The sequence below is a fragment of the Oceanobacillus luteolus genome, assembly GCF_042678205.1.
Lineage (GTDB): Bacteria > Bacillota > Bacilli > Bacillales > Amphibacillaceae > Oceanobacillus > Oceanobacillus luteolus.
On record NZ_JBHUDE010000047.1, the window covers coordinates 19832 to 37626 of the forward strand.

Below are 17795 nucleotides of genomic sequence, written 5' to 3' on the forward strand. Positions count from 1 at the left end.
CTGGTGGTAAATCAACAAAAAAACGAAAGGGGTTATTTATATGTACAGAAAAGTAGACGACTTTATTAATGATTGGACATCGGCAAGTAATGGGACATTAAAAGTATTGGAGGCTATGACAGACGAATCGTTGAATCAAGCGATTGTAGAAGGTCATAATACTCTAGGCTGGCTCGGATGGCATCTCACTACTGCACCAGTTTACTTTGCGGGTCTTTTAAAACTAGATCTTACGAATCCAGATAATGGACAGAGCGTTCCAGCAACTGCCAGCGAAATTGTAAACGGCTATCAAGCGGTCAGCAGTGAATTAAGCGAGCTTGTAAGGAAAGAGTTTAACGATGCAAGTCTGATTGAAGAAGTAGACCAACACGGAAGACCGACTGCTCGAGGAGAAATACTTCGGACGTTAATAGACCATCAAACTCACCATCGTGGGCAAATGACGGTACTGCTCCGCCAAGCAGGACTTAAAGTTCCGGGAGTCATGGGACCGACAAAAGAAGATTTAGGAAAATAGATTCATTTAAAATAAAGCCTTACAGACTTATTTCTGTAAGGCTTTTGTCACGAAGCATTGAACTTCTTTCTAATAACTAGTAAAATGGTTAGTAGAAAAGGTAGGGATGACTCTCATGGAAATCAGAGATTTACAACAGGTTATGCAGTTCCAAGTATTACAAACAATGACTTCAAGTCCTTCCAGGACAAAGTCCACAGCTTCGTTTGCAGAACTTGCTTTTAAACAACTGCTTCAAGAAAAGATTAACCAAGCTAATATAATGAATCATTCAAGCATGACGCAAAACACTACTATGAAGCCCATGCAGTTGAATTATATCCAGCCAACCTACTATCCGACTCAAGTGAGCACTCAAAAATCAACTGATTTTGACGATTATATTAATGAAGCCAGTGAAAAGTATAAGGTCGATAAAAGCCTCATATACAGTGTGATTAAAGCGGAATCCAGCTTCAATCCTAACGCGACAAGTTCTTCTGGAGCTCAAGGTTTAATGCAGTTGATGCCCACCACCGCTCGAGGATTAGGTGTTGTGAATTCATTTGATCCTCGTGAGAATATTCTTGGGGGAACCAAATATTTAAGACAGATGCTTAATCGCTATAATCAAAATATTGAGCTGGCTCTTGCCGCCTATAATGCCGGACCAGGAAATGTCGATAAATATCAAGGTATACCGCCATTTTCAGAAACAAGAAATTATGTATCAAAGGTTATGAATAGTTATTTAGCATAGTAGAAAAAGCAAGGTGCTGAACCACCTTGCTTTTTCTACTTGTTTTATGCTAAAATTAACTCTTTTACCGTATCTCTATCAAGCTTTTTAATTACTTCCACGATTAATTTAACCGCATTTTCAAAATCATCCCGGTGCAGAATACCAGCATGGGAATGGATATAACGAGTTGCCACTGTAATAGACAATGATGGTACTCCATTTGCTGTTAAGTGGATTGCACCTGAATCTGTCCCTCCACCAGCAATCGATGTGTACTGATATGGAATCTCATTTTCATCCGCTGTTTTTACAACTAAATCACGTAAGCCTTTATGGGAAACCATAGAAGCATCATAAAGAACGATTTGCGGGCCTTTACCTAGTTTACTATCCGCTTCGTGAGAAGAAATACCAGGTGTATCACCAGCAATCCCTACATCGACTCCGAATCCGATATCCGGTTCAATTTGGTGAGCAGAAGTTCTCGCACCGCGGAGACCAACCTCTTCCTGAATTGTACCTACTCCATAAACTACGTTAGGATGATCAACATCTTTAAGTTGTTTTAAAACCTCAATCGCAATCGCCAAACCTATCCGGTTATCCCAAGCTTTAGCCATTAACATCTTCTCATTTTTTAATGGAGTGAACTCGAAGTATGGTACGACTGATTGTCCTGGTAATACACCGAACTCTTCTGCTTCTTCCTTACTTGAAGCTCCAATATCAATGAACATATTTTTGATTTCATATGGTTTTTTACGAGCTTCCGGCGAAAGTACATGAGGTGGTTTAGAGCCGATGACACCTGTAACATTCCCTTTCGAGCCCATGATTGTCACCCGTTGGGCAAGCATTACTTGATTCCACCAGCCACCAACCGTTTGGAAATATACAAACCCTTTGTCATCAATACGTGTTACCATAAACCCAATTTCATCCAAGTGACCCGCGACCATTATTTTAGGTCCATTTTCATCGCCTACTTTTTTCGCAATAGAACTACCTAGGTTATCTGTTGTCACTTCATCTGCATAAGGAGTAATATACTTTTCAAAGACTTCCCGCACTTCTCTTTCATTACCAGGAATTCCATTAGCATCTGTCAAATCTTTCAACATCGTCAATGTCTCATCTAATTTTGCCATAATTGTACATCCTCTCTTCTTAATCCTCCACTAGTATAAACCTATATCAGAGAAATATCAAAAATGAAAAAATTTTTATATTAGTAACCTTTGTCTTGTCGTTCAAAGTTAATTTCATTCTTTTTGACATACGCTTCATATACTTCTCTCTTTGTAAATCCGAGGACTTCTCCAAGGTTAATATATTCCTCGAATAAATTTTCATAGTTTTGGAAGGTAGGCTGTTGTTTAAACAATGCCCCAATCGAAAACACCTCATTAAACTGTTCTGTAGCTGTATTTTCTTTACCCTTTGAATCCAGTTGTTTAATCTGGTAACCAGTATCTAAACCGATAGATAATAAAAAGTGAATACCATCCACGTATTCTGCAAGAATTTCTTGTCTTTCACTAGATTTTTTTGTACTCCAATACTTAAAACAGCGCGTTTCATTGGCAAGTTCACCTAACTCAACAAGAAATGCTAAGTACTTTTCATTAAATAAGTCCCTATCTCTTAAATCATGATTTTCAAGTATGTAAGTATCAAGTTCTTTCTGCATGGAATAAAGTTTTTCCCAGTTCATTATATACACCTCATTTTTATCATTGTAGCATGTTTTTTTTATAAAAGTGAAACCTTTCTATCCCCTAATTCGTAGTGGAACTAGATAACAAGTAAGGAGACGATCACACATGCTTGTACTATTATTTCGTATTCTTATTCTGCTTGCAATTATTCTCCTTGTTTATACATGGGTTGAATACCTAAGAAGTCCAGAAAGAAAAATGCGGATTGCGAAGGATTTAAAACAATTTTATCTTTATGATGAACAGGGCAATAGTAAAAAAAATCTACGCTTCGTATATAAAGGCTGCGCGTTTGAAGGAGAAAAATATGTAGGAGTTGCAGAAAACTCTTTTGAAGTGACTAATATCCATATTACTGTGTCTAATTCTATTGAGTTAAATGGAATCACGAGAGAAGATTTGTATTTCTTAGAAAATGAATTACTTATCCGGTATCCATATGCAAAAATTGAATGGAAGCATCCGATCAGCAAGCTAGTCCTGACACCGATAGATTAGTGCAAGTCTCCATATGAAAAAAACACACATCAAGCTTTGATTGATGTGTGTTTTGCATTTTCTATAGAGAAAAAGTCTTGCCATTTAATAATAATTTCTCTTCTACGCAATAAATAAAGGAACAGTAATAACAGGGCCAATAATGCGGTAATCATGTATGGAGATAAATTAGATATCGTTCCACCAATGGATGTGTAGACAAATGCTAAGGGGATATTTGATAATACGGAGGCTTTTGTGTAATCTCTAAAACTGGATGAAATCTCTATTAGGCAAAGGGATAATAAATGAAAATGAATAAATGGCACTAATCGCAGCAAGATAATTTGTGACCTGGTGAACGCTTTATTTTCACCGATAATACGCTGTTTCAACCGAAGGATTCTTTGCATTGCTTTTGGCATTTTCGTATACATTCCATAAAACAAGATACTTGATAATGTAATACCTACCAATGAGTACAAACTGCCGGCAACAGGTCCAAAAATAACCCCGCCAGATATACAAATGAACACGACGGGAATGAAAAATAACGGCCTCAGCAAATGAAAGCAAATAAATAACAGCGGTGCGAATAAACCTCCAATTTCCACATAGGTGAGAAGATTCGCTCCCAACGCCTCCATGCCTCTCCTCCTTCCTTCGTATTCAATTTGATACTTATCTATATGACGGACTCTGTCTAGATTATGCCACATTGCTGATTATGTAGATAAATGCAAAAGCATTCCAAATAATTAAGACCGGTATACCAATTGTGAATCTCTTATGTTTTGTTTTATGTCGAAATAGTTTCATCCCTAAAAAAGTACCGATGGCTCCACCTAAAAAGGATAATAAAAAGAATGTCCTCTCCGGGATCCGATACTGTCCTTTTATTGCTTTTTGTTTATCTATCCTCATTAGGAATAACGTAAACACATTTACAGCAATCACAAATAAAAGAATCGAATCATTCATCATAAAGCTCCTTTTTCTGTTATTTTCTTAGTTTATCATAAACAAATTACTTAAGATAATATTTAAATAGATTGAAGACACTTTCTTCCCGAGGCTCGCATCCCCCGATACACCTTCGCGCATCCTAAGGCGGCTGATGAGCCTCCTCGGGCTATCGCTCTGCGGGGTCTCATCGATGACTATCCTCCCGAAGGAGTCTTCGGTGTATCGGGGGCTGCTTCCAGTGAAAACATATTTGGATCATGGTTCCAATTTATTGAATAACTCATAGTGGTTTATTTAAATTTCACGGAAGTAGACAGTCATTTTTATTAAACAAAATCCGCTGAGCTTAAAAAACGTATAGCATGGAGCAGTCCAAATACCTCGAGACTCCTGCGGGAGTAAAGGCCAGGCGAGACCCCGCAGCGAGCTTGCTCGCGAGGAGGCTTCCCAGCCGCCCGCGAAAAGCGANTGTATCAACATCATAAATATCCTAATTAAAAAAGGTCAAATTCCAATTAAATGGAACTTGACCTTTGAATTATTTGCTTAGAGCTTCTTTAGCTTTATCAGTTAGTTGTGTAAATGCTTGTGCGTCACTGATTGCAAGTTCAGAAAGCATTTTACGGTTAATATCAATGCCAGCTAATTTTAGACCGTGCATTAATTTGCTATATGAAATATCGTTCATACGTGCAGCAGCGTTAATACGTGCGATCCATAATTTACGGAAATCACGTTTTTTCTGTCTGCGGTCACGATATGCATATTGACCTGATTTCATTACTTGTTGTTTTGCAACTTTAAATAAATTACCTTTTGAACCATAATAACCTTTTGCTAATTTAAGTACGCGTTTACGACGCTTACGTGTTACTGTTCCACCTTTTACACGTGCCATTTTAAATTCCCTCCTAGTACAATTCTAATCCGATTTATTTCAGTTTCTCCACAACTTAAGGAATCATGGAGTCGATGCGACGTTGGTCTCCTGCAGAAACCATTGCACCTTTACGTAGTTTACGTTTTTGTTTTTGAGATTTGTTCGCAAATAAGTGACTTGTATATGCATGAGATCTTTTAATTTTTCCAGATCCAGTTCTCTTAAAACGTTTTTGTGACCCTTTGTGGGTTTTCATCTTTGGCATGCTAAATTCCTCCTAAAGTAAAATTAAACAGTTATTGCTGTGATTATTTTTCGCTTAATGGGGCAACCATCATAAACATATTACGGCCTTCCATTTTAGGCTTTTGCTCAACTGTTGCAATATCTTTTACTTCTTCAGCAAAGCGGTCGAGAACTTCACGTCCTAACTCTTTATGAGTGATTGCTCTACCTCGGAAGCGAACTGCAACCTTGACTTTATCGCCTTTTTCAATAAATTTTCTAGCATTTTTTAGTTTTGTTTCAAAATCATGGTCACCAATTCCAGGTGTAAGGCGCACTTCTTTCACATTAATGACTTTCTGTTTTTTACGTGCTTCCTTTTCCCTCTTCTGCATTTCGAAACGGAATTTTCCATAATCCATGATTCGGGCAACTGGCGGTTTCGCATTCGGAGCCACTAACACTAAATCCAGATTTCTCGTTTGGGCTATTTGCATCGCCTCTTTATGCGACTTAACACCAAGTTGATCACCATTGGAATCGATTAGACGCACCTCTCTAGCGCGAATCCTCTCATTAACTAAATTATCTTTGCTAATCTCTAGCCACCTCCAAATAATTTTTGTTACTGATCATTTAGACAATATATTATTACTCACATAAAAAAAGTGTCGGTACACAATGCACCCACACGTCTCCCCATCATTTAAGAACAAACTTATCAGGAACCAGTCAACTGCACATCGGCGTCGATCAGGTGAGAAGCGGGTGCTTCTACTTGTCTTCAGATCATATTAAATTGATTCAACTTTTAAAGTATAGCACGGATAGATAAACATGTCAACATTCCAATTTGAAATTCAATAAAGCGCTATGTTCAACCACCTTTAGCTACTTGTCCATCTTATCATAGGTCATTCTAACATGCAAACTGCTATCTTCCTTATCTTTGAAGATTTTAATAGTTTACTATATACTACAAATGTTAGATAAATCGAGGTGGATGGTATGAATATGAAAGAAATCAATTGGCCTTTATTTTTATTAGCATTATTAGTTGTTGCTATGTTCTTTGGAGTAGGATTTGCAATTGCCTTGCGGAATATCTGGTTGATTATCCTATTTCTTCTGCTCGGTTTTGCATTGATGGGGTATGGAATTTCATTAAAAAGAAAACGAAAGTGACTGAACCCGAACAGTCACTTTCTTCCTTTCTTAATATAGGTGAGCAACTGCTCTTGAATTTGTGGATTGCATGTCAATAAACTATTAATTTCTAGTAAATTTAGTGGTTTACCATCAAGGTTTGTTGAAATTCCGCCAACCTCATTTACAATCACAATGCCTGCAGCGATATCCCAAGGTGCCAAACGCATTGATAAGTATCCATCAATAATTCCTTCTGCTACATATGCGAATTCCAATGCAGCAGATCCATATGTCCTACTTCCTCGCACAGCACGAATGAGCTGTTGCATGACTCCCTCATCCACCATACGATTTTGACAGAGGAAATAATGGTTCATACCTAACAACGATTCTTCAAACTTCAAATCCTCATTTAGAGCCGAAAGCTTTTCCTCATTTTTGTAAGCACCTTCTGAGCGCTTCGCATGATAGAGCACATCAGACATCACATCATATATTAACCCAATTTCACCTACACCATCCTGAAAAACACCAACTGAGATGGCGAAATTTTTCCGTTGATGGACAAAGTTCATTGTCCCGTCAATTGGGTCAATGATCCAAACCGTGCCTTCCAATGAAGTTAATTCATCACCATAACCCTCTTCCCCGATAATACAGTGTTCAGGATATGTTTCTTTAATCTTCCCAACCAGAAAGGCCTCAATTTGTTTATCCATCTCTGTCACAAGATCATTAGGGTTTGACTTTGTCCCAATGATCCTCGGCTCATTAATTTGGTTTCTAATCTGTTGTCCCGCTTCCAAAACCCACGCTCTAGCATTGAGATATATACTGTTTCTTTTGTCGTCTATCATCTATTATTCCCCCATTTAGTGCCACTTATATAATTGTACCAAAACATTGGATTATATTTACAGCAAAAGGACTTCGCATTTATTAGACCATCGTGACCCGATACCCGAATAAATACGAAGTCCTATTAGCAGTTACTCATCTTCATCCTCAGTAATTTCAATTAATTGATGACGCAGTTCGCTAAGTCGTTGTTTGGCCTTGATGATTCCCGTCTTATCTTCCGCTTGCATGGCATCATAAAGATTCATTAGTTCGTAATCTATTTCCATTCGAATGACCGGTAACTTTAATTTTGCTTCTTGTTTTTCAATTGCCTGCATTAGATATTTCACCTTCATCACACCTTTCTAAGTGCTAACGTATGACTTTACTTTAGTTTATGAATATTTTTGAAGGAAGTTCGTCTATTTTTTAGCTATCTTCTTAGAAATAGCTTTACCCAAAATGAAGCCCATTTAAACATAAATGGAACTCTTACTTAGTGCCTATCCGTTGACAAATGAACATATTAGCTTAATAATAATTATTATAAATTAGTAGAAAGGATGGATAGAATGAAATTCACGGGGTTTAATAAAGAAGATTTCGATACGTTTTTAATAGATGGTCTTGATGCAAGAATGGAAGCAATACAAACTAGAATTCAACCAAAGTTCCAAGAAATTGGTACAGAACTTGCTGATGACCTTTCCATGAAATTAGGTAATGAAGTTTATTTACATATAGCGAAACATGCCCGAAGAACGGTAAATCCACCAAACGATACTTGGCTTGCTATCTGCGATAATAAGAGAGGTTATAAAAAACATCCGCATTTTCAAGTTGGTCTGTTTGATGATCGCCTATTTATTTGGCTTGCACTTATTTACGAATTACCAAACAAAAGTAAAATAGCAGAGGCTTTCATCGAACAATTTGACGTCATCAAAAGTCTTCCGGAAGACTTTGTAATATCCCTTGATCACATGAAAAAAGACTCCATCCCGCTGAGCGATTTAGATTACTCACACCTAGAACGTTTTCGTGATGTGAAGAAAGCAGAGTTCCTGATTGGAAGGAATTTGGATAAAGATGATGCGCGAATAAAAGATGGAGAGAAGCTATTAGATACGGTAAAGTCAACGTACGACGATTTGATACCACTATACCAATTGGCATTAAAAGAACGTTAAAAAGGGAAACTGCATTCAGCTTCCCTTTTACATTTTTATCGTTTTACTTTGAGAATCTCTTGCTTTCTTTATCACTTGATATGGTGTGTAGCCTGAGGATTTATTGAACTCAGCAAACAACTGCTTTTCCTCACTTTTCGATGGAACGATTTCTTTAAAACGGCGGTAAACCGTCAACAAATCTTCCCTCGACACCTGATGTTCATAAGCCTTCTCAATTAAAGAAAAGAAATTAACAACATCGATGATTTCCTGTTTAGACCAGGATTCATCGAAAGGATAAGAATAACTCATTTTTACACCTCAACTTTAGCCCATTTTTCGCGTATTTGATTTGCCTCTCGAATAATCATTTGAATTAATTCTTCGACTGGAAGGATTTCATTGATTCTCGCAACAGACTGGCCTGCCCAACCAAATCCTTCAGCATCGTTTCCTTCAAGAATATATTTCTGATTGAATTTTCCGCTAATGTAATCTTTTAACGACTCATAACCAAGATTTTTTTCTTCTATTTCTAATATTTTATCTGTCCATGGTCCTATTAAAGCACGGGCAGGCGCACCAATGGAACGCTTAATTACAGTCGTACTATTTTCATCAGCATCAAGTATTGCTTGTTTATAATTATCATGTGCATGACATTCTTTAGTCGCAATAAAACGCGTTCCCATTTCTATTCCTTCTGCTCCCAAACTGAAAGCAGCCATAAGTCCTCTACCATCTGCGATACCTCCAGAGGCGATAACAGGTATGGAAACAGAGTCAACTACCTGTGGAGTAAGAACAAGGGTACCAACATCACTTCGCCCCAAATGTCCACCTCCATCTTGACCAACGACCATGACGGCATCTGCCCCTAACTCTTCTGCCTTTACCGCTTGTCTCCGAGCAGCAACAAGCACAAGTTTCTTTATATTATGCCCTTGGACCATGTCAAGTACACCTTTAGGATTCCCGCCTGTAACAGATATAGCAGGGACCTGTTCCTCTATAGCTACATTCACCATCTCTTCAAACGGTCTGCCATGTTGTCCTATCGCATAATTTACTCCAAACGGCTTGTCTGTCAAGGTTCTTACTTTCCTGACTTCTTTCCTCAACGCATCAGGTGAAGGAAGAGTCATCGCAGTTATTTGACCGAGCCCTCCTGCATTGGATACTGCTGCAGCCAAATCAGCATACGCTAGGTAAGCCAGCCCTCCTTGTATAATCGGGTACTTAATATCAAGCAGTTTTGTTACTCTTGTTTCAAAAACCATCTTCACTTTCCCCTTTCTCTGTATTAAAATGTTAACAAATTGAAATCATTCACTTTCCTCATTTAACAACCTAATGAGATTCGGATCCACAATTTCATAGCCTTGTTCTCGAAGCCCGTTTACAATTCGCTCAAGCGCTTCATTTGTCCACTCCCGATCGTGCATCAATAAATTTGCTCCAGGCTTTAATAAAGAATACGAAACACCAACTTCAGGGCCTTCCCCTGTTATCATGGCTTCTGCCAGTTTATCGGCATCCATATAGGGTTGAAAATAATCATAACCGTAAGTCCAATTCATCAACACCATTTCTTCTTCAGCTGCAACTTGCTCGGAAAAATCTGTATTCATTCCATTTGGTGCCCGGAAAAATTTAGGTCTCTCCCCGATGATTTCTTCAACTCGATCACTTAGTTTTACGATTTCTTCACGCTGCTCATCCTCTGAAATATCTGTTAGTAATGGATGATTATATGTATGGTTTCCTATTAAAAACCCCATTTCGTGAAGTTGTTTCAGTGCTTCCTCCTCTTCTGGAGTATCAAGATAATGTCCATTTACAAAGAATATTGCATTGGCATCCAACTTCTTCAAAGTTTCAGCTATTTCCAATGAATAGGTGTGAGGCCCATCATCAAACGTTAAAAGTACAACTTTTTCATTGACATCTTTTGTTATAGGGACGACTGTCGCATCATCTGAAATATAATATTCCGGGTCTATTGATGCACCCTCAGTACCCTGAACAGCGTCCTCAGCCGGCATCTCCTCTTCCTGTTCTTCCGACTCATGCTCCTTAGAACTATTTTTAACTGTTTCCTCTTGCTCATTTTCACCGTTACACGCTGAGATAAAAAGCATTGCAATAAGTGTGATGATGATGAATTTTCTCATTTTGCATCCTCCTGGTGTCTATTTGCTTCAATTATAGTAGTGATAAAATATGATGACAATGAAAAGCCATATCAAACTACTAAACTGTCATAAAAAAATGGCGGCTAATATATATAGCCACCATTTTAAAAACTATTTTATAACATATGAATTGGTTTTCCGAGCGCAACTTCTGCTGCTTCCATTGTGATTTCACCTAATGTTGGGTGTGGGTGAATCGTTAGCGCAATGTCTTCTGCAGTCATGCCGGCCTCAACAGCAAGGGCGATTTCTGAAATCATGTCACTCGCATTAGGACCAGCGATTTGACCGCCAAGTACAAGTCCATCTTCTTCACGTGTGATCAGTTTCAAGAAACCATCCGTGCTGCCTAGTGATAGAGCACGTCCATTTGCGCCGAATGGGAATTTACCTACTTTAACTTTGTATCCTTTATCTTTTGCTTCTTGTTCAGTCAAACCAACTGTCGCTAGCTCTGGATCTGTAAAGGCAACTGCTGGAATACCGATATAGTCAATCTCAGATTTCTCACCGCTGATTGCTTCTGCTGCAATTTTACCTTCATAAGAAGCTTTGTGGGCAAGCTGAGGTCCTGCTGTAACATCACCGATTGCGTAGATATTATCAACAGAAGTACGGCATTGTTTGTCAGTCTTGATAAGACCTCTATCGTCAAGTTCAATACCAACTTGTTCTAAGCCGATTTCTGAAGTGTTTGGTCTGCGTCCCACAGTGACAAGTACGTAATCAGCTTCAACAGTTTCTTCCTTACCTTTAACTTCATACGTTACTTTCACACCATTTTTTGTTTCCTCTACACCTTTTGCCATCGCTTCTGTAACAATTGTTGCACCTTTTTTCTTAAGGCGTTTCTTCACAAGTTGTGTCATTTGTTTTTCGAATCCACCTAGAATATCTTTCGTTCCTTCTAGGAAAGTTACTTCAGTACCAAAATTCGCATACACAGATCCGAGTTCACTTCCAACGTACCCGCCGCCAATAACAACAAGCTTCTCAGGAACTTCTTTCAAATTCAGAGCACCTGTTGAATCTAAAACACGCTCAGAAAACTTAAAGCTCGGGATTTCGATTGGACTTGAACCAGTCGCGATAATACAGTTTTTGAATTTATAAGTCTGCGAGCTTTTATCATCCATTACTTTAGCAGTATTGGCATCTACGAAGTAAGCTTCGCCACTTACGATGTCCACCTTATTACCTTTCAGTAAGCCTTCAACACCGGAAGTAAGTTTATTTACGATAGAATCTTTCCATTCTTGAACTTTGGAGAAATCAACGGAAACATTCTCTGCTTTTATACCAAGTTCATCAATCCCTTGGGCTTCTGCAGCTTTATGTCCTGCAGAAATTAAAGCTTTAGAAGGAATACATCCTACGTTCAAGCAAACTCCGCCTAAAGCACCTTTGTCAACGATAGTTACTTTTTGACCAAGCTGTGCAGCACGGATTGCAGCAACGTATCCTCCAGGACCAGCTCCTACAACAAGTGTGTCTACTTCTACTGGAAAATCTCCTACTACCATATTCTTACGCCTCCATCATTATTAATTGTGGATCATGTAGTACCCGTTTAATTTGGTTCATTGCAAGTTGTGCGGTTGCACCATCAACGATACGATGATCAAAGCTTAAAGATAACGCAAGTACTGGAGCAACAACAACTTCTCCATTACGGACAATTGGCTTCTCAGCAATTCTACCAATTCCTAAAATTACCGCCTCAGGATAGTTGAGTACTGGTGTGAACCATTGACCACCAGCAGAACCAATATTCGAAATCGTGTTTGAGGCTCCTGACATCTCTTCAGGTTTCAGTTTACCATCTCTAGCTTTTTCTGCCAAGGAGTTGATTTCTGCTGAGATTTCAAAGATAGATTTTCTGTCTGCATCCTTAACAACAGGTACGAGTAATCCTCTGTCCGTGTCTGCAGCAATTCCAATGTTATAGTAATGCTTCTGGACAATTTCATCCGTCTCTTCATCGATTGAAGAATTAATAATCGGATATTTTTTAGACGCAGAAATCAATGCTTTCACTACATATGGAAGATAAGTTAGTTTCACATCTTGTTCCGCAGCAATAGCTTTGAATTTCTTACGATGCGCAACAAGTTCTGTAACATCGATTTCGTCCATTAACGTAACATGTGGTGCTTTTGTTTTCGAATTGACCATTGCTTTAGCAATTGCTTTTCGGATGGATGACATTTTTTCACGAGTTTCTGGATATGCTCCTTGTGGTGCAACGATTTCTTTTTCAGCTGTTGTTACAGTTTCTTCAACTTTTTCTTCAGTTACTGCCTCAGGTTGAGTATCACCACTTAAGAAAGCGTCAATATCCTCTTTAAGAATTCGGCCATTTTTTCCTGTTCCTGTTACTTCCTTAATATTAACTTCTTTTTCACGAGCATATTTCCTTACAGAAGGCATAGCAATGACACGATTTGTCTCGCTATCTTCTTGGTTGTCAGCTGACTGTGCTTCTTTCTTCTCTTGAACTTCTTCTTTCTGTTCTTCCGGTTCTTTAGACGCTTCAGTTTCATCACTTTCATCCGACTCATAACCTTCTGCGTCAATCGTAACAAACACATTACCTACGTTTGCTACTTCCCCTTCTTGAACATATATTTTTTTGATTGTGCCATCTACTGGAGAAGGAATTTCAACTACCGCTTTATCATTTTGCACTTCAACGAGAACATCGTCTTCTTTCACTTCATCGCCTTCAGCAACGAACCACTTGACAATCTCGCCTTCAGCTATACCTTCACCGATGTCTGGAAATTTAAATTCAAATGCCATACTATTTTACCTCCTGTACGAATTTTAGAAGTTGATTACTTGATTTACTTTTTCAACGATGTCTTTATGGTTTGGCAACCATACTTCTTCTGCTTCTGCAAATGGGTAGACAGTGTCTGGTGCAGTTACACGCAACACTGGCGCTTCTAAATGCAGAATAGCTCTTTCTTGGATTTCTGCCGCAACAGCCGCTGCTACTCCAGCTTGACGTTGCGCTTCTTGTATAACGACTACACGATTTGTCTTCTCAACGGAAGTGATGATTGTCTCATAATCTACCGGAGATACTGTACGAAGATCGATAACCTCAGCTTCAATTCCATCTTCGGCAAGTTCATCCGCCGCTTTCAGGGCAGCATGTACCATTGCACCGTATGCAATCAATGTAACATCCTTACCTTCTCTTTTCACAGCTGCTTTTCCTATTGGAATCGTATATTCTTCCTCTGGTACTTCTTCACGGAAGGAACGATAAAGTTTCATATGCTCCAAGAAAACAACTGGATCATTATCACGAATTGCAGAAATCAATAACCCTTTTGCTTCATATGGAGTAGATGGGATTACAACTTTAAGACCTGGTGTCTGTGCAACCAATCCTTCTAACGAGTCCGCATGAAGTTCTGGTGTACGAACACCGCCACCGAATGGAGCGCGAACCGTAATTGGTGAGTGATGTGTGCCACCTGAACGGAAACGTGTTCTTGACATCTGACCAGCTATGGAATCCATTACTTCAAAAAGGAAGCCGAAAAATTGAATTTCAGGGACTGGACGATATCCTTGAGTGGCAAGTCCAATTGCAAGCCCCCCGATACCTGATTCAGCCAGTGGGGTGTCAAATACACGCTCTTCTCCAAACTCAGCTTGAAGACCTTCTGTCGCTCGGAAAACTCCACCATTTTGTCCAACGTCTTCACCGAAAACAAGTACGTTTGGATCATTTTTCAGTTCAGTACGCATTGCATCTGTAATTGCTTGAATCATTGTCATTTGCGCCATGATTTATTTCGACTCCTTTGCTTCATATTCTTTCAGCTGCTCCTGTAAGTTAAGTGGGAGCTCTTCATTCATATAATTAATAAAATCAGTAACTTTTTGTTTTGGATATTGGTCAGCTTTCTTGATTGCTTCTTTAATATCCTCTTTCGCTTCTTCGATTACTCTATTTTCATCTTCTTCGCTCCATAATTTTTTCCCTTCAAGGAATTTACGGAAACGTACAAGTGGGTCTTTCTTTTCCCATTCTTTATCAAGATCGTCTGAACGGTAGCGAGTCGGGTCGTCCCCTGACATCGTATGTGGACCGAAACGATAGGTCATTGTCTCGATTAATGTTGGACCTTCACCGTTAACTGCGCGATCACGAGCATCCTTCGTCGCCGCATAAACTGCAAGCACGTCCATACCATCAACTTGAATACCTTCAATTCCTGCAGCAACAGCTTTCTGTGCTAGTGTTTTTGCAGCAGTTTGCTTTTCAACTGGTACAGAAATAGCAAATCGGTTATTCTGCACGATGAAAATTGCCGGAGCTTGGTAAGCACCTGCAAAGTTGATTCCTTCATAGAAATCCCCTTGAGATGTTCCACCATCACCAGTATAAGTAATTGCAACATTCTTCTTACCACGAAGCTTCATACCTAAAGCAACACCGGCTGCTTGTACATATTGTGCACCGATAATAATTTGAGGAGCAAATGCTTGCAGTTCCTCTGTATATTGGTTTCCATGAAAATGTCCTTTAGAGAATAAGAAAGCTTGATACAATGGCAGACCTTGCCAAATTAGCTGTGGCACATCACGGTAGCCAGGTAGGATGAAGTCCTCTTTCTCAATAGCAAAATGACTTCCTAACTGTGAAGCTTCTTGTCCTGCCGTTGGTGCGTAGAAACCTAGTCTTCCTTGACGGTTTAGAGCGATGGAACGTTGGTCTAGAATTCTTGTATATACCATACGACGCATTAATTCTCTTAACTCATCATCGGATAGATCCGGCATAAACTCTTTATTAACAACTTCACCATCTTCATTTAGAATCTGGAACATTTCAAATTTGCTTTCCACATCTTTTAATACATGTTTCAAGGTGGTCACCTCTCCTTATAAATAGATTATTATGATTGGAAGCAGGGAACTTCCATTTGCTTCTTCCATATTATTTCACAGTTCTCCTTTTTTGAAACTGTTATATAGTTTCGCTAAAAAATACTGGTACAAACTGTGTACTACTAAATACTAGCTCATAATCGCATTTAGGTCAAACACTTTAACTCAGGCGAATTATATAACATGTAAGCCTAACCATTCTTTACTGTTGTAACACACCGTTCTTTTCTGTATCTGTTTCATGACAGAAAGTCGATAATAACTAGTACAGATAAAACACTCCTTACCTCTCCATACCATTTATGGAGAATTGTTAAACAAAAAGGACTTTATGCAATAAATATTTATTGCATAAAGTCCTTATTAATCTTCCCCTTCAAAGGTTACTTCTATACCAGCCTCTTCATAGAATTCTTGCTTTAAGTTATTGTATTCTATCGTCAGCTCATTAAATTCATCATTGGCGTCCAAAATCTTTCCATATGTTTCATTAACCATCTCAATATGATCATTTAATTCCTGTTGCTCTACTCCTTCTTCTTGGAGCATCGTATAAAGTTCATTTTCTAGTTTGAGGGATTCCTTATATGCTTCATACAATTCGTCATAAATGTCATATCGTGCAACCATCGTTTGATACATTTCTTCCCCTTTAGTTCGTACGTTCTCTGCTTCAATATCTTCAAGGAGGCCTTCAATCTGCTCGAACTCTTCTCTCGCACTGACAATACTTTCTCGTTCAGCGTCAATTTTTTCACTGCGTTCCTCTATAATCTTAATCGCTTCCTGTGAAAGTTCGGTAATCTCATCAAATTCTTCCATACTTAAATCAATAACTTGAGCATAGATTTCTTGTTCCTGCTTTTCCAGTTCCGTGATATCACTTTGTTGAGCTTCAAACTCCTGTTCTAATACGACCGTTTCCTCTAAATGGGAATGTATTTGTTCTTCTACTCTTCCACCACTACACGCTGATAATATAATCAAGAAGAGTCCAATTGTAAGTAAAACTTTATTCCGTGACATCCACTGTTACCTCCTAAAGTCATAACGTAATTATGGAATGAGTATATCATAAAGCCTCTTAAATTCGATAGGCCCAAACTCAAACATTCCATATAGTAGAAAAGATATGCTATAACTATTTCATATATGATAAGATAGAGCAAGAAATAGTTTATAACAACCAGACTAATTCAAGGTCAAAGTGCCTCTGGTTGTACGTGAAAAAAATAAAGTAAGGAGTAATAAATATGATTACAATGAAGGATATTGTTCGTGAAGGTCACCCTTCCTTGACAAAAGTCGCTCAACAAGTCGACATTCCTATTACTGAAGAAGAAAAACAACTTTTGAAAGATATGCTTACTTTCTTAAGAAATAGCCAGGACGAAGAGATAGCAAAAAAATATAAATTACGAGCAGGTGTAGGGCTCGCCGCGCCACAACTCGGTGTCGAAAAACAGATGTTCACAGTCTATTACGTAGATGAAAATGAGAAAGTACATGAATATGCACTTGTTAACCCAAAAATCGTCTCTCATTCCGTAGAAAAGACATTCTTACCTACAGGTGAAGGTTGTCTTTCGGTTGACCGTGAAATTGAAGGATATGTTCCTCGATACTCAAGAATTACTGTAAAAGCTTTCGACATGGACAATAATCCAGTAAAACTACGATTAAAAGGTTATTTAGCAATTGTTTTTCAACATGAAATTGATCATCTAAATGGAATCATGTTCTATGATCATATTAATAAAGAAAACCCATTTCATATCCCTGATAACGCCAAACCACTTGATTAATCAAGTGGTTTTTTATTCTGACAAAATTTATCGATGATCAGTTTCATCATCTTCACCCATGATAAATTAAAGACCGTTCCCTGGAAATCTCCCTTACACTAGTCAAATTTCATTTATTAGTCATAAGCAAACTACCTTGCGCTCATGCATAAATTATAGTGAATGGTAAAAAATACAACTACAATTAGCAAGCAGCAAACGTAAAGGAAACCAATA

General features: G+C 38.4%; 23 protein-coding genes and 1 other annotated feature. Of the genes, 6 read left to right on the forward strand and 17 right to left on the reverse strand.

Going from position 1 to position 17795, the window contains the following annotated elements; all coding sequences use genetic code 11:
* The first annotated feature begins 40 nt into the window (after positions 1–40).
* A complete protein-coding gene (locus tag ACFSBH_RS10770) occupies positions 41–520 on the forward strand; it encodes a DinB family protein (RefSeq protein WP_251512555.1) in 480 nt (159 codons plus the stop codon).
* Between the two features lie 115 nt (positions 521–635).
* A complete protein-coding gene (locus ACFSBH_RS10775) occupies positions 636–1259 on the forward strand; it encodes a lytic transglycosylase domain-containing protein (RefSeq protein WP_251512554.1) in 624 nt (207 codons plus the stop codon).
* A gap of 44 nt (positions 1260–1303) precedes the next feature.
* On the opposite strand, the gene ACFSBH_RS10780 is transcribed toward ACFSBH_RS10775, so the two are convergent.
* The gene (locus ACFSBH_RS10780; RefSeq protein ID WP_251512553.1) at positions 1304–2389 is read right to left on the reverse strand and encodes a M42 family metallopeptidase; all 1086 of its coding nucleotides are present in this window, start codon (positions 2387–2389) and stop codon (positions 1304–1306) included.
* 80 nt (positions 2390–2469) lie between these two features.
* A complete protein-coding gene (locus tag ACFSBH_RS10785) occupies positions 2470–2955 on the reverse strand; it encodes a dUTP diphosphatase (protein ID WP_251512552.1) in 486 nt (161 codons plus the stop codon).
* A 109-nt stretch (positions 2956–3064) separates the two neighbouring features.
* On the opposite strand from ACFSBH_RS10785, the gene ACFSBH_RS10790 reads away from it, so the two are divergent.
* Positions 3065–3457, forward strand: a complete 393-nt coding sequence (locus ACFSBH_RS10790; RefSeq protein WP_251512551.1) for a sigma-w pathway protein ysdB — start codon at positions 3065–3067, stop codon at positions 3455–3457.
* Between the two features lie 29 nt (positions 3458–3486).
* On the opposite strand, the gene ACFSBH_RS10795 is transcribed toward ACFSBH_RS10790, so the two are convergent.
* From ACFSBH_RS10795 to infC, 5 genes are all read right to left on the reverse strand, one after another.
* Complete coding sequence (locus tag ACFSBH_RS10795) at positions 3487–4083, reverse strand: TVP38/TMEM64 family protein (protein ID WP_251512550.1); 597 nt, start codon at positions 4081–4083, stop codon at positions 3487–3489.
* A gap of 61 nt (positions 4084–4144) precedes the next feature.
* Complete coding sequence (locus ACFSBH_RS10800; RefSeq protein WP_251512548.1) at positions 4145–4417, reverse strand: DUF1294 domain-containing protein; 273 nt, start codon at positions 4415–4417, stop codon at positions 4145–4147.
* A 523-nt stretch (positions 4418–4940) separates the two neighbouring features.
* Complete coding sequence (rplT, locus tag ACFSBH_RS10805) at positions 4941–5300, reverse strand: 50S ribosomal protein L20 (RefSeq protein ID WP_251512547.1); 360 nt, start codon at positions 5298–5300, stop codon at positions 4941–4943.
* Between the two features lie 55 nt (positions 5301–5355).
* Positions 5356–5547 (reverse strand): 50S ribosomal protein L35, encoded by a 192-nt coding sequence (gene rpmI, locus ACFSBH_RS10810; protein ID WP_251512546.1) that lies wholly within the window; start codon positions 5545–5547, stop codon positions 5356–5358.
* A gap of 43 nt (positions 5548–5590) precedes the next feature.
* The gene (infC, locus tag ACFSBH_RS10815) at positions 5591–6106 is read right to left on the reverse strand and encodes a translation initiation factor IF-3 (protein WP_349774326.1); all 516 of its coding nucleotides are present in this window, start codon (positions 6104–6106) and stop codon (positions 5591–5593) included.
* Between the two features lie 57 nt (positions 6107–6163).
* Positions 6164–6293 (reverse strand) — a sequence feature (ribosomal protein L20 leader region).
* Positions 6294–6515: 222 nt separating this feature from the next.
* Here infC and ACFSBH_RS10820 point away from each other — a divergent pair.
* Positions 6516–6692 (forward strand): DUF5325 family protein, encoded by a 177-nt coding sequence (locus ACFSBH_RS10820; RefSeq protein ID WP_251512544.1) that lies wholly within the window; start codon positions 6516–6518, stop codon positions 6690–6692.
* Positions 6693–6706: 14 nt separating this feature from the next.
* Here the strand turns inward: ACFSBH_RS10820 and ACFSBH_RS10825 are convergent, their stop codons facing one another.
* The gene (locus ACFSBH_RS10825; RefSeq protein WP_251512543.1) at positions 6707–7513 is read right to left on the reverse strand and encodes an inositol monophosphatase family protein; all 807 of its coding nucleotides are present in this window, start codon (positions 7511–7513) and stop codon (positions 6707–6709) included.
* Positions 7514–7645: 132 nt separating this feature from the next.
* Positions 7646–7852, reverse strand: coding sequence for a hypothetical protein (locus ACFSBH_RS10830; protein WP_285853603.1), 207 nt, complete (start codon positions 7850–7852; stop codon positions 7646–7648).
* 216 nt (positions 7853–8068) lie between these two features.
* Between ACFSBH_RS10830 and ACFSBH_RS10835 the strand changes: the two genes are divergently transcribed.
* Positions 8069–8686, forward strand: a complete 618-nt coding sequence (locus ACFSBH_RS10835; protein ID WP_251512541.1) for a YktB family protein — start codon at positions 8069–8071, stop codon at positions 8684–8686.
* 27 nt (positions 8687–8713) lie between these two features.
* Here ACFSBH_RS10835 and ACFSBH_RS10840 read toward each other — a convergent pair whose 3' ends face one another.
* From ACFSBH_RS10840 to ACFSBH_RS10875, 8 genes are all read right to left on the reverse strand, one after another.
* Positions 8714–8980: a UPF0223 family protein gene (locus tag ACFSBH_RS10840; protein WP_251512540.1), complete on the reverse strand. Its 267-nt coding sequence runs from the start codon at positions 8978–8980 to the stop codon at positions 8714–8716.
* Between the two features lie 2 nt (positions 8981–8982).
* On the reverse strand, positions 8983–9948 hold the full coding sequence (locus ACFSBH_RS10845; RefSeq protein ID WP_251512539.1) for an NAD(P)H-dependent flavin oxidoreductase: 966 nt from the start codon (positions 9946–9948) through the stop codon (positions 8983–8985).
* A 45-nt stretch (positions 9949–9993) separates the two neighbouring features.
* Positions 9994–10842 carry a polysaccharide deacetylase family protein gene (locus tag ACFSBH_RS10850; RefSeq protein WP_251512538.1) on the reverse strand — a complete coding sequence of 283 codons (849 nt, stop codon included), beginning with the start codon at positions 10840–10842 and terminating at the stop codon, positions 9994–9996.
* 137 nt (positions 10843–10979) lie between these two features.
* On the reverse strand, positions 10980–12386 hold the full coding sequence (gene lpdA / locus ACFSBH_RS10855) for a dihydrolipoyl dehydrogenase (RefSeq protein ID WP_251512537.1): 1407 nt from the start codon (positions 12384–12386) through the stop codon (positions 10980–10982).
* A gap of 4 nt (positions 12387–12390) precedes the next feature.
* Positions 12391–13665, reverse strand: coding sequence for a dihydrolipoamide acetyltransferase family protein (locus tag ACFSBH_RS10860; RefSeq protein ID WP_379597468.1), 1275 nt, complete (start codon positions 13663–13665; stop codon positions 12391–12393).
* A gap of 24 nt (positions 13666–13689) precedes the next feature.
* Positions 13690–14667: an alpha-ketoacid dehydrogenase subunit beta gene (locus ACFSBH_RS10865; protein WP_251512535.1), complete on the reverse strand. Its 978-nt coding sequence runs from the start codon at positions 14665–14667 to the stop codon at positions 13690–13692.
* 3 nt (positions 14668–14670) lie between these two features.
* A complete protein-coding gene (pdhA, locus tag ACFSBH_RS10870) occupies positions 14671–15714 on the reverse strand; it encodes a pyruvate dehydrogenase (acetyl-transferring) E1 component subunit alpha (RefSeq protein WP_251512638.1) in 1044 nt (347 codons plus the stop codon).
* Positions 15715–16137: 423 nt separating this feature from the next.
* Positions 16138–16800 (reverse strand): YkyA family protein, encoded by a 663-nt coding sequence (locus tag ACFSBH_RS10875; RefSeq protein WP_251512534.1) that lies wholly within the window; start codon positions 16798–16800, stop codon positions 16138–16140.
* 227 nt (positions 16801–17027) lie between these two features.
* Here ACFSBH_RS10875 and def point away from each other — a divergent pair, with 227 nt between their 5' ends.
* Positions 17028–17579, forward strand: coding sequence for a peptide deformylase (def, locus tag ACFSBH_RS10880; protein WP_251512533.1), 552 nt, complete (start codon positions 17028–17030; stop codon positions 17577–17579).
* Positions 17580–17795 lie beyond the last annotated feature (216 nt).

Excerpts from the sequence above, each read along its gene's own strand:
- ACFSBH_RS10770 (WP_251512555.1), top strand. The coding sequence starts at position 41 with ATGTACAGAAAAGTAGACGACTTTATTAATGATTGGACATCGGCAAGT.
- ACFSBH_RS10775 (WP_251512554.1), top strand. The coding sequence starts at position 636 with ATGGAAATCAGAGATTTACAACAGGTTATGCAGTTCCAAGTATTACAA.
- ACFSBH_RS10780 (WP_251512553.1), bottom strand. The coding sequence starts at position 2,389 with ATGGCAAAATTAGATGAGACATTGACGATGTTGAAAGATTTGACAGAT.
- ACFSBH_RS10785 (WP_251512552.1), bottom strand. The coding sequence starts at position 2,955 with ATGAACTGGGAAAAACTTTATTCCATGCAGAAAGAACTTGATACTTAC.
- ACFSBH_RS10790 (WP_251512551.1), top strand. The coding sequence starts at position 3,065 with ATGCTTGTACTATTATTTCGTATTCTTATTCTGCTTGCAATTATTCTC.
- ACFSBH_RS10795 (WP_251512550.1), bottom strand. The coding sequence starts at position 4,083 with ATGGAGGCGTTGGGAGCGAATCTTCTCACCTATGTGGAAATTGGAGGT.
- ACFSBH_RS10800 (WP_251512548.1), bottom strand. The coding sequence starts at position 4,417 with ATGAATGATTCGATTCTTTTATTTGTGATTGCTGTAAATGTGTTTACG.
- rplT (WP_251512547.1), bottom strand. The coding sequence starts at position 5,300 with ATGGCACGTGTAAAAGGTGGAACAGTAACACGTAAGCGTCGTAAACGC.
- rpmI (WP_251512546.1), bottom strand. The coding sequence starts at position 5,547 with ATGCCAAAGATGAAAACCCACAAAGGGTCACAAAAACGTTTTAAGAGA.
- ACFSBH_RS10820 (WP_251512544.1), top strand. The coding sequence starts at position 6,516 with ATGAATATGAAAGAAATCAATTGGCCTTTATTTTTATTAGCATTATTA.
- ACFSBH_RS10825 (WP_251512543.1), bottom strand. The coding sequence starts at position 7,513 with ATGATAGACGACAAAAGAAACAGTATATATCTCAATGCTAGAGCGTGG.
- ACFSBH_RS10830 (WP_285853603.1), bottom strand. The coding sequence starts at position 7,852 with ATGAAGGTGAAATATCTAATGCAGGCAATTGAAAAACAAGAAGCAAAA.
- ACFSBH_RS10835 (WP_251512541.1), top strand. The coding sequence starts at position 8,069 with ATGAAATTCACGGGGTTTAATAAAGAAGATTTCGATACGTTTTTAATA.
- ACFSBH_RS10840 (WP_251512540.1), bottom strand. The coding sequence starts at position 8,980 with ATGAGTTATTCTTATCCTTTCGATGAATCCTGGTCTAAACAGGAAATC.
- ACFSBH_RS10845 (WP_251512539.1), bottom strand. The coding sequence starts at position 9,948 with ATGGTTTTTGAAACAAGAGTAACAAAACTGCTTGATATTAAGTACCCG.
- ACFSBH_RS10850 (WP_251512538.1), bottom strand. The coding sequence starts at position 10,842 with ATGAGAAAATTCATCATCATCACACTTATTGCAATGCTTTTTATCTCA.
- lpdA (WP_251512537.1), bottom strand. The coding sequence starts at position 12,386 with ATGGTAGTAGGAGATTTTCCAGTAGAAGTAGACACACTTGTTGTAGGA.
- ACFSBH_RS10860 (WP_379597468.1), bottom strand. The coding sequence starts at position 13,665 with ATGGCATTTGAATTTAAATTTCCAGACATCGGTGAAGGTATAGCTGAA.
- ACFSBH_RS10865 (WP_251512535.1), bottom strand. The coding sequence starts at position 14,667 with ATGGCGCAAATGACAATGATTCAAGCAATTACAGATGCAATGCGTACT.
- pdhA (WP_251512638.1), bottom strand. The coding sequence starts at position 15,714 with ATGTTCCAGATTCTAAATGAAGATGGTGAAGTTGTTAATAAAGAGTTT.
- ACFSBH_RS10875 (WP_251512534.1), bottom strand. The coding sequence starts at position 16,800 with ATGTCACGGAATAAAGTTTTACTTACAATTGGACTCTTCTTGATTATA.
- def (WP_251512533.1), top strand. The coding sequence starts at position 17,028 with ATGATTACAATGAAGGATATTGTTCGTGAAGGTCACCCTTCCTTGACA.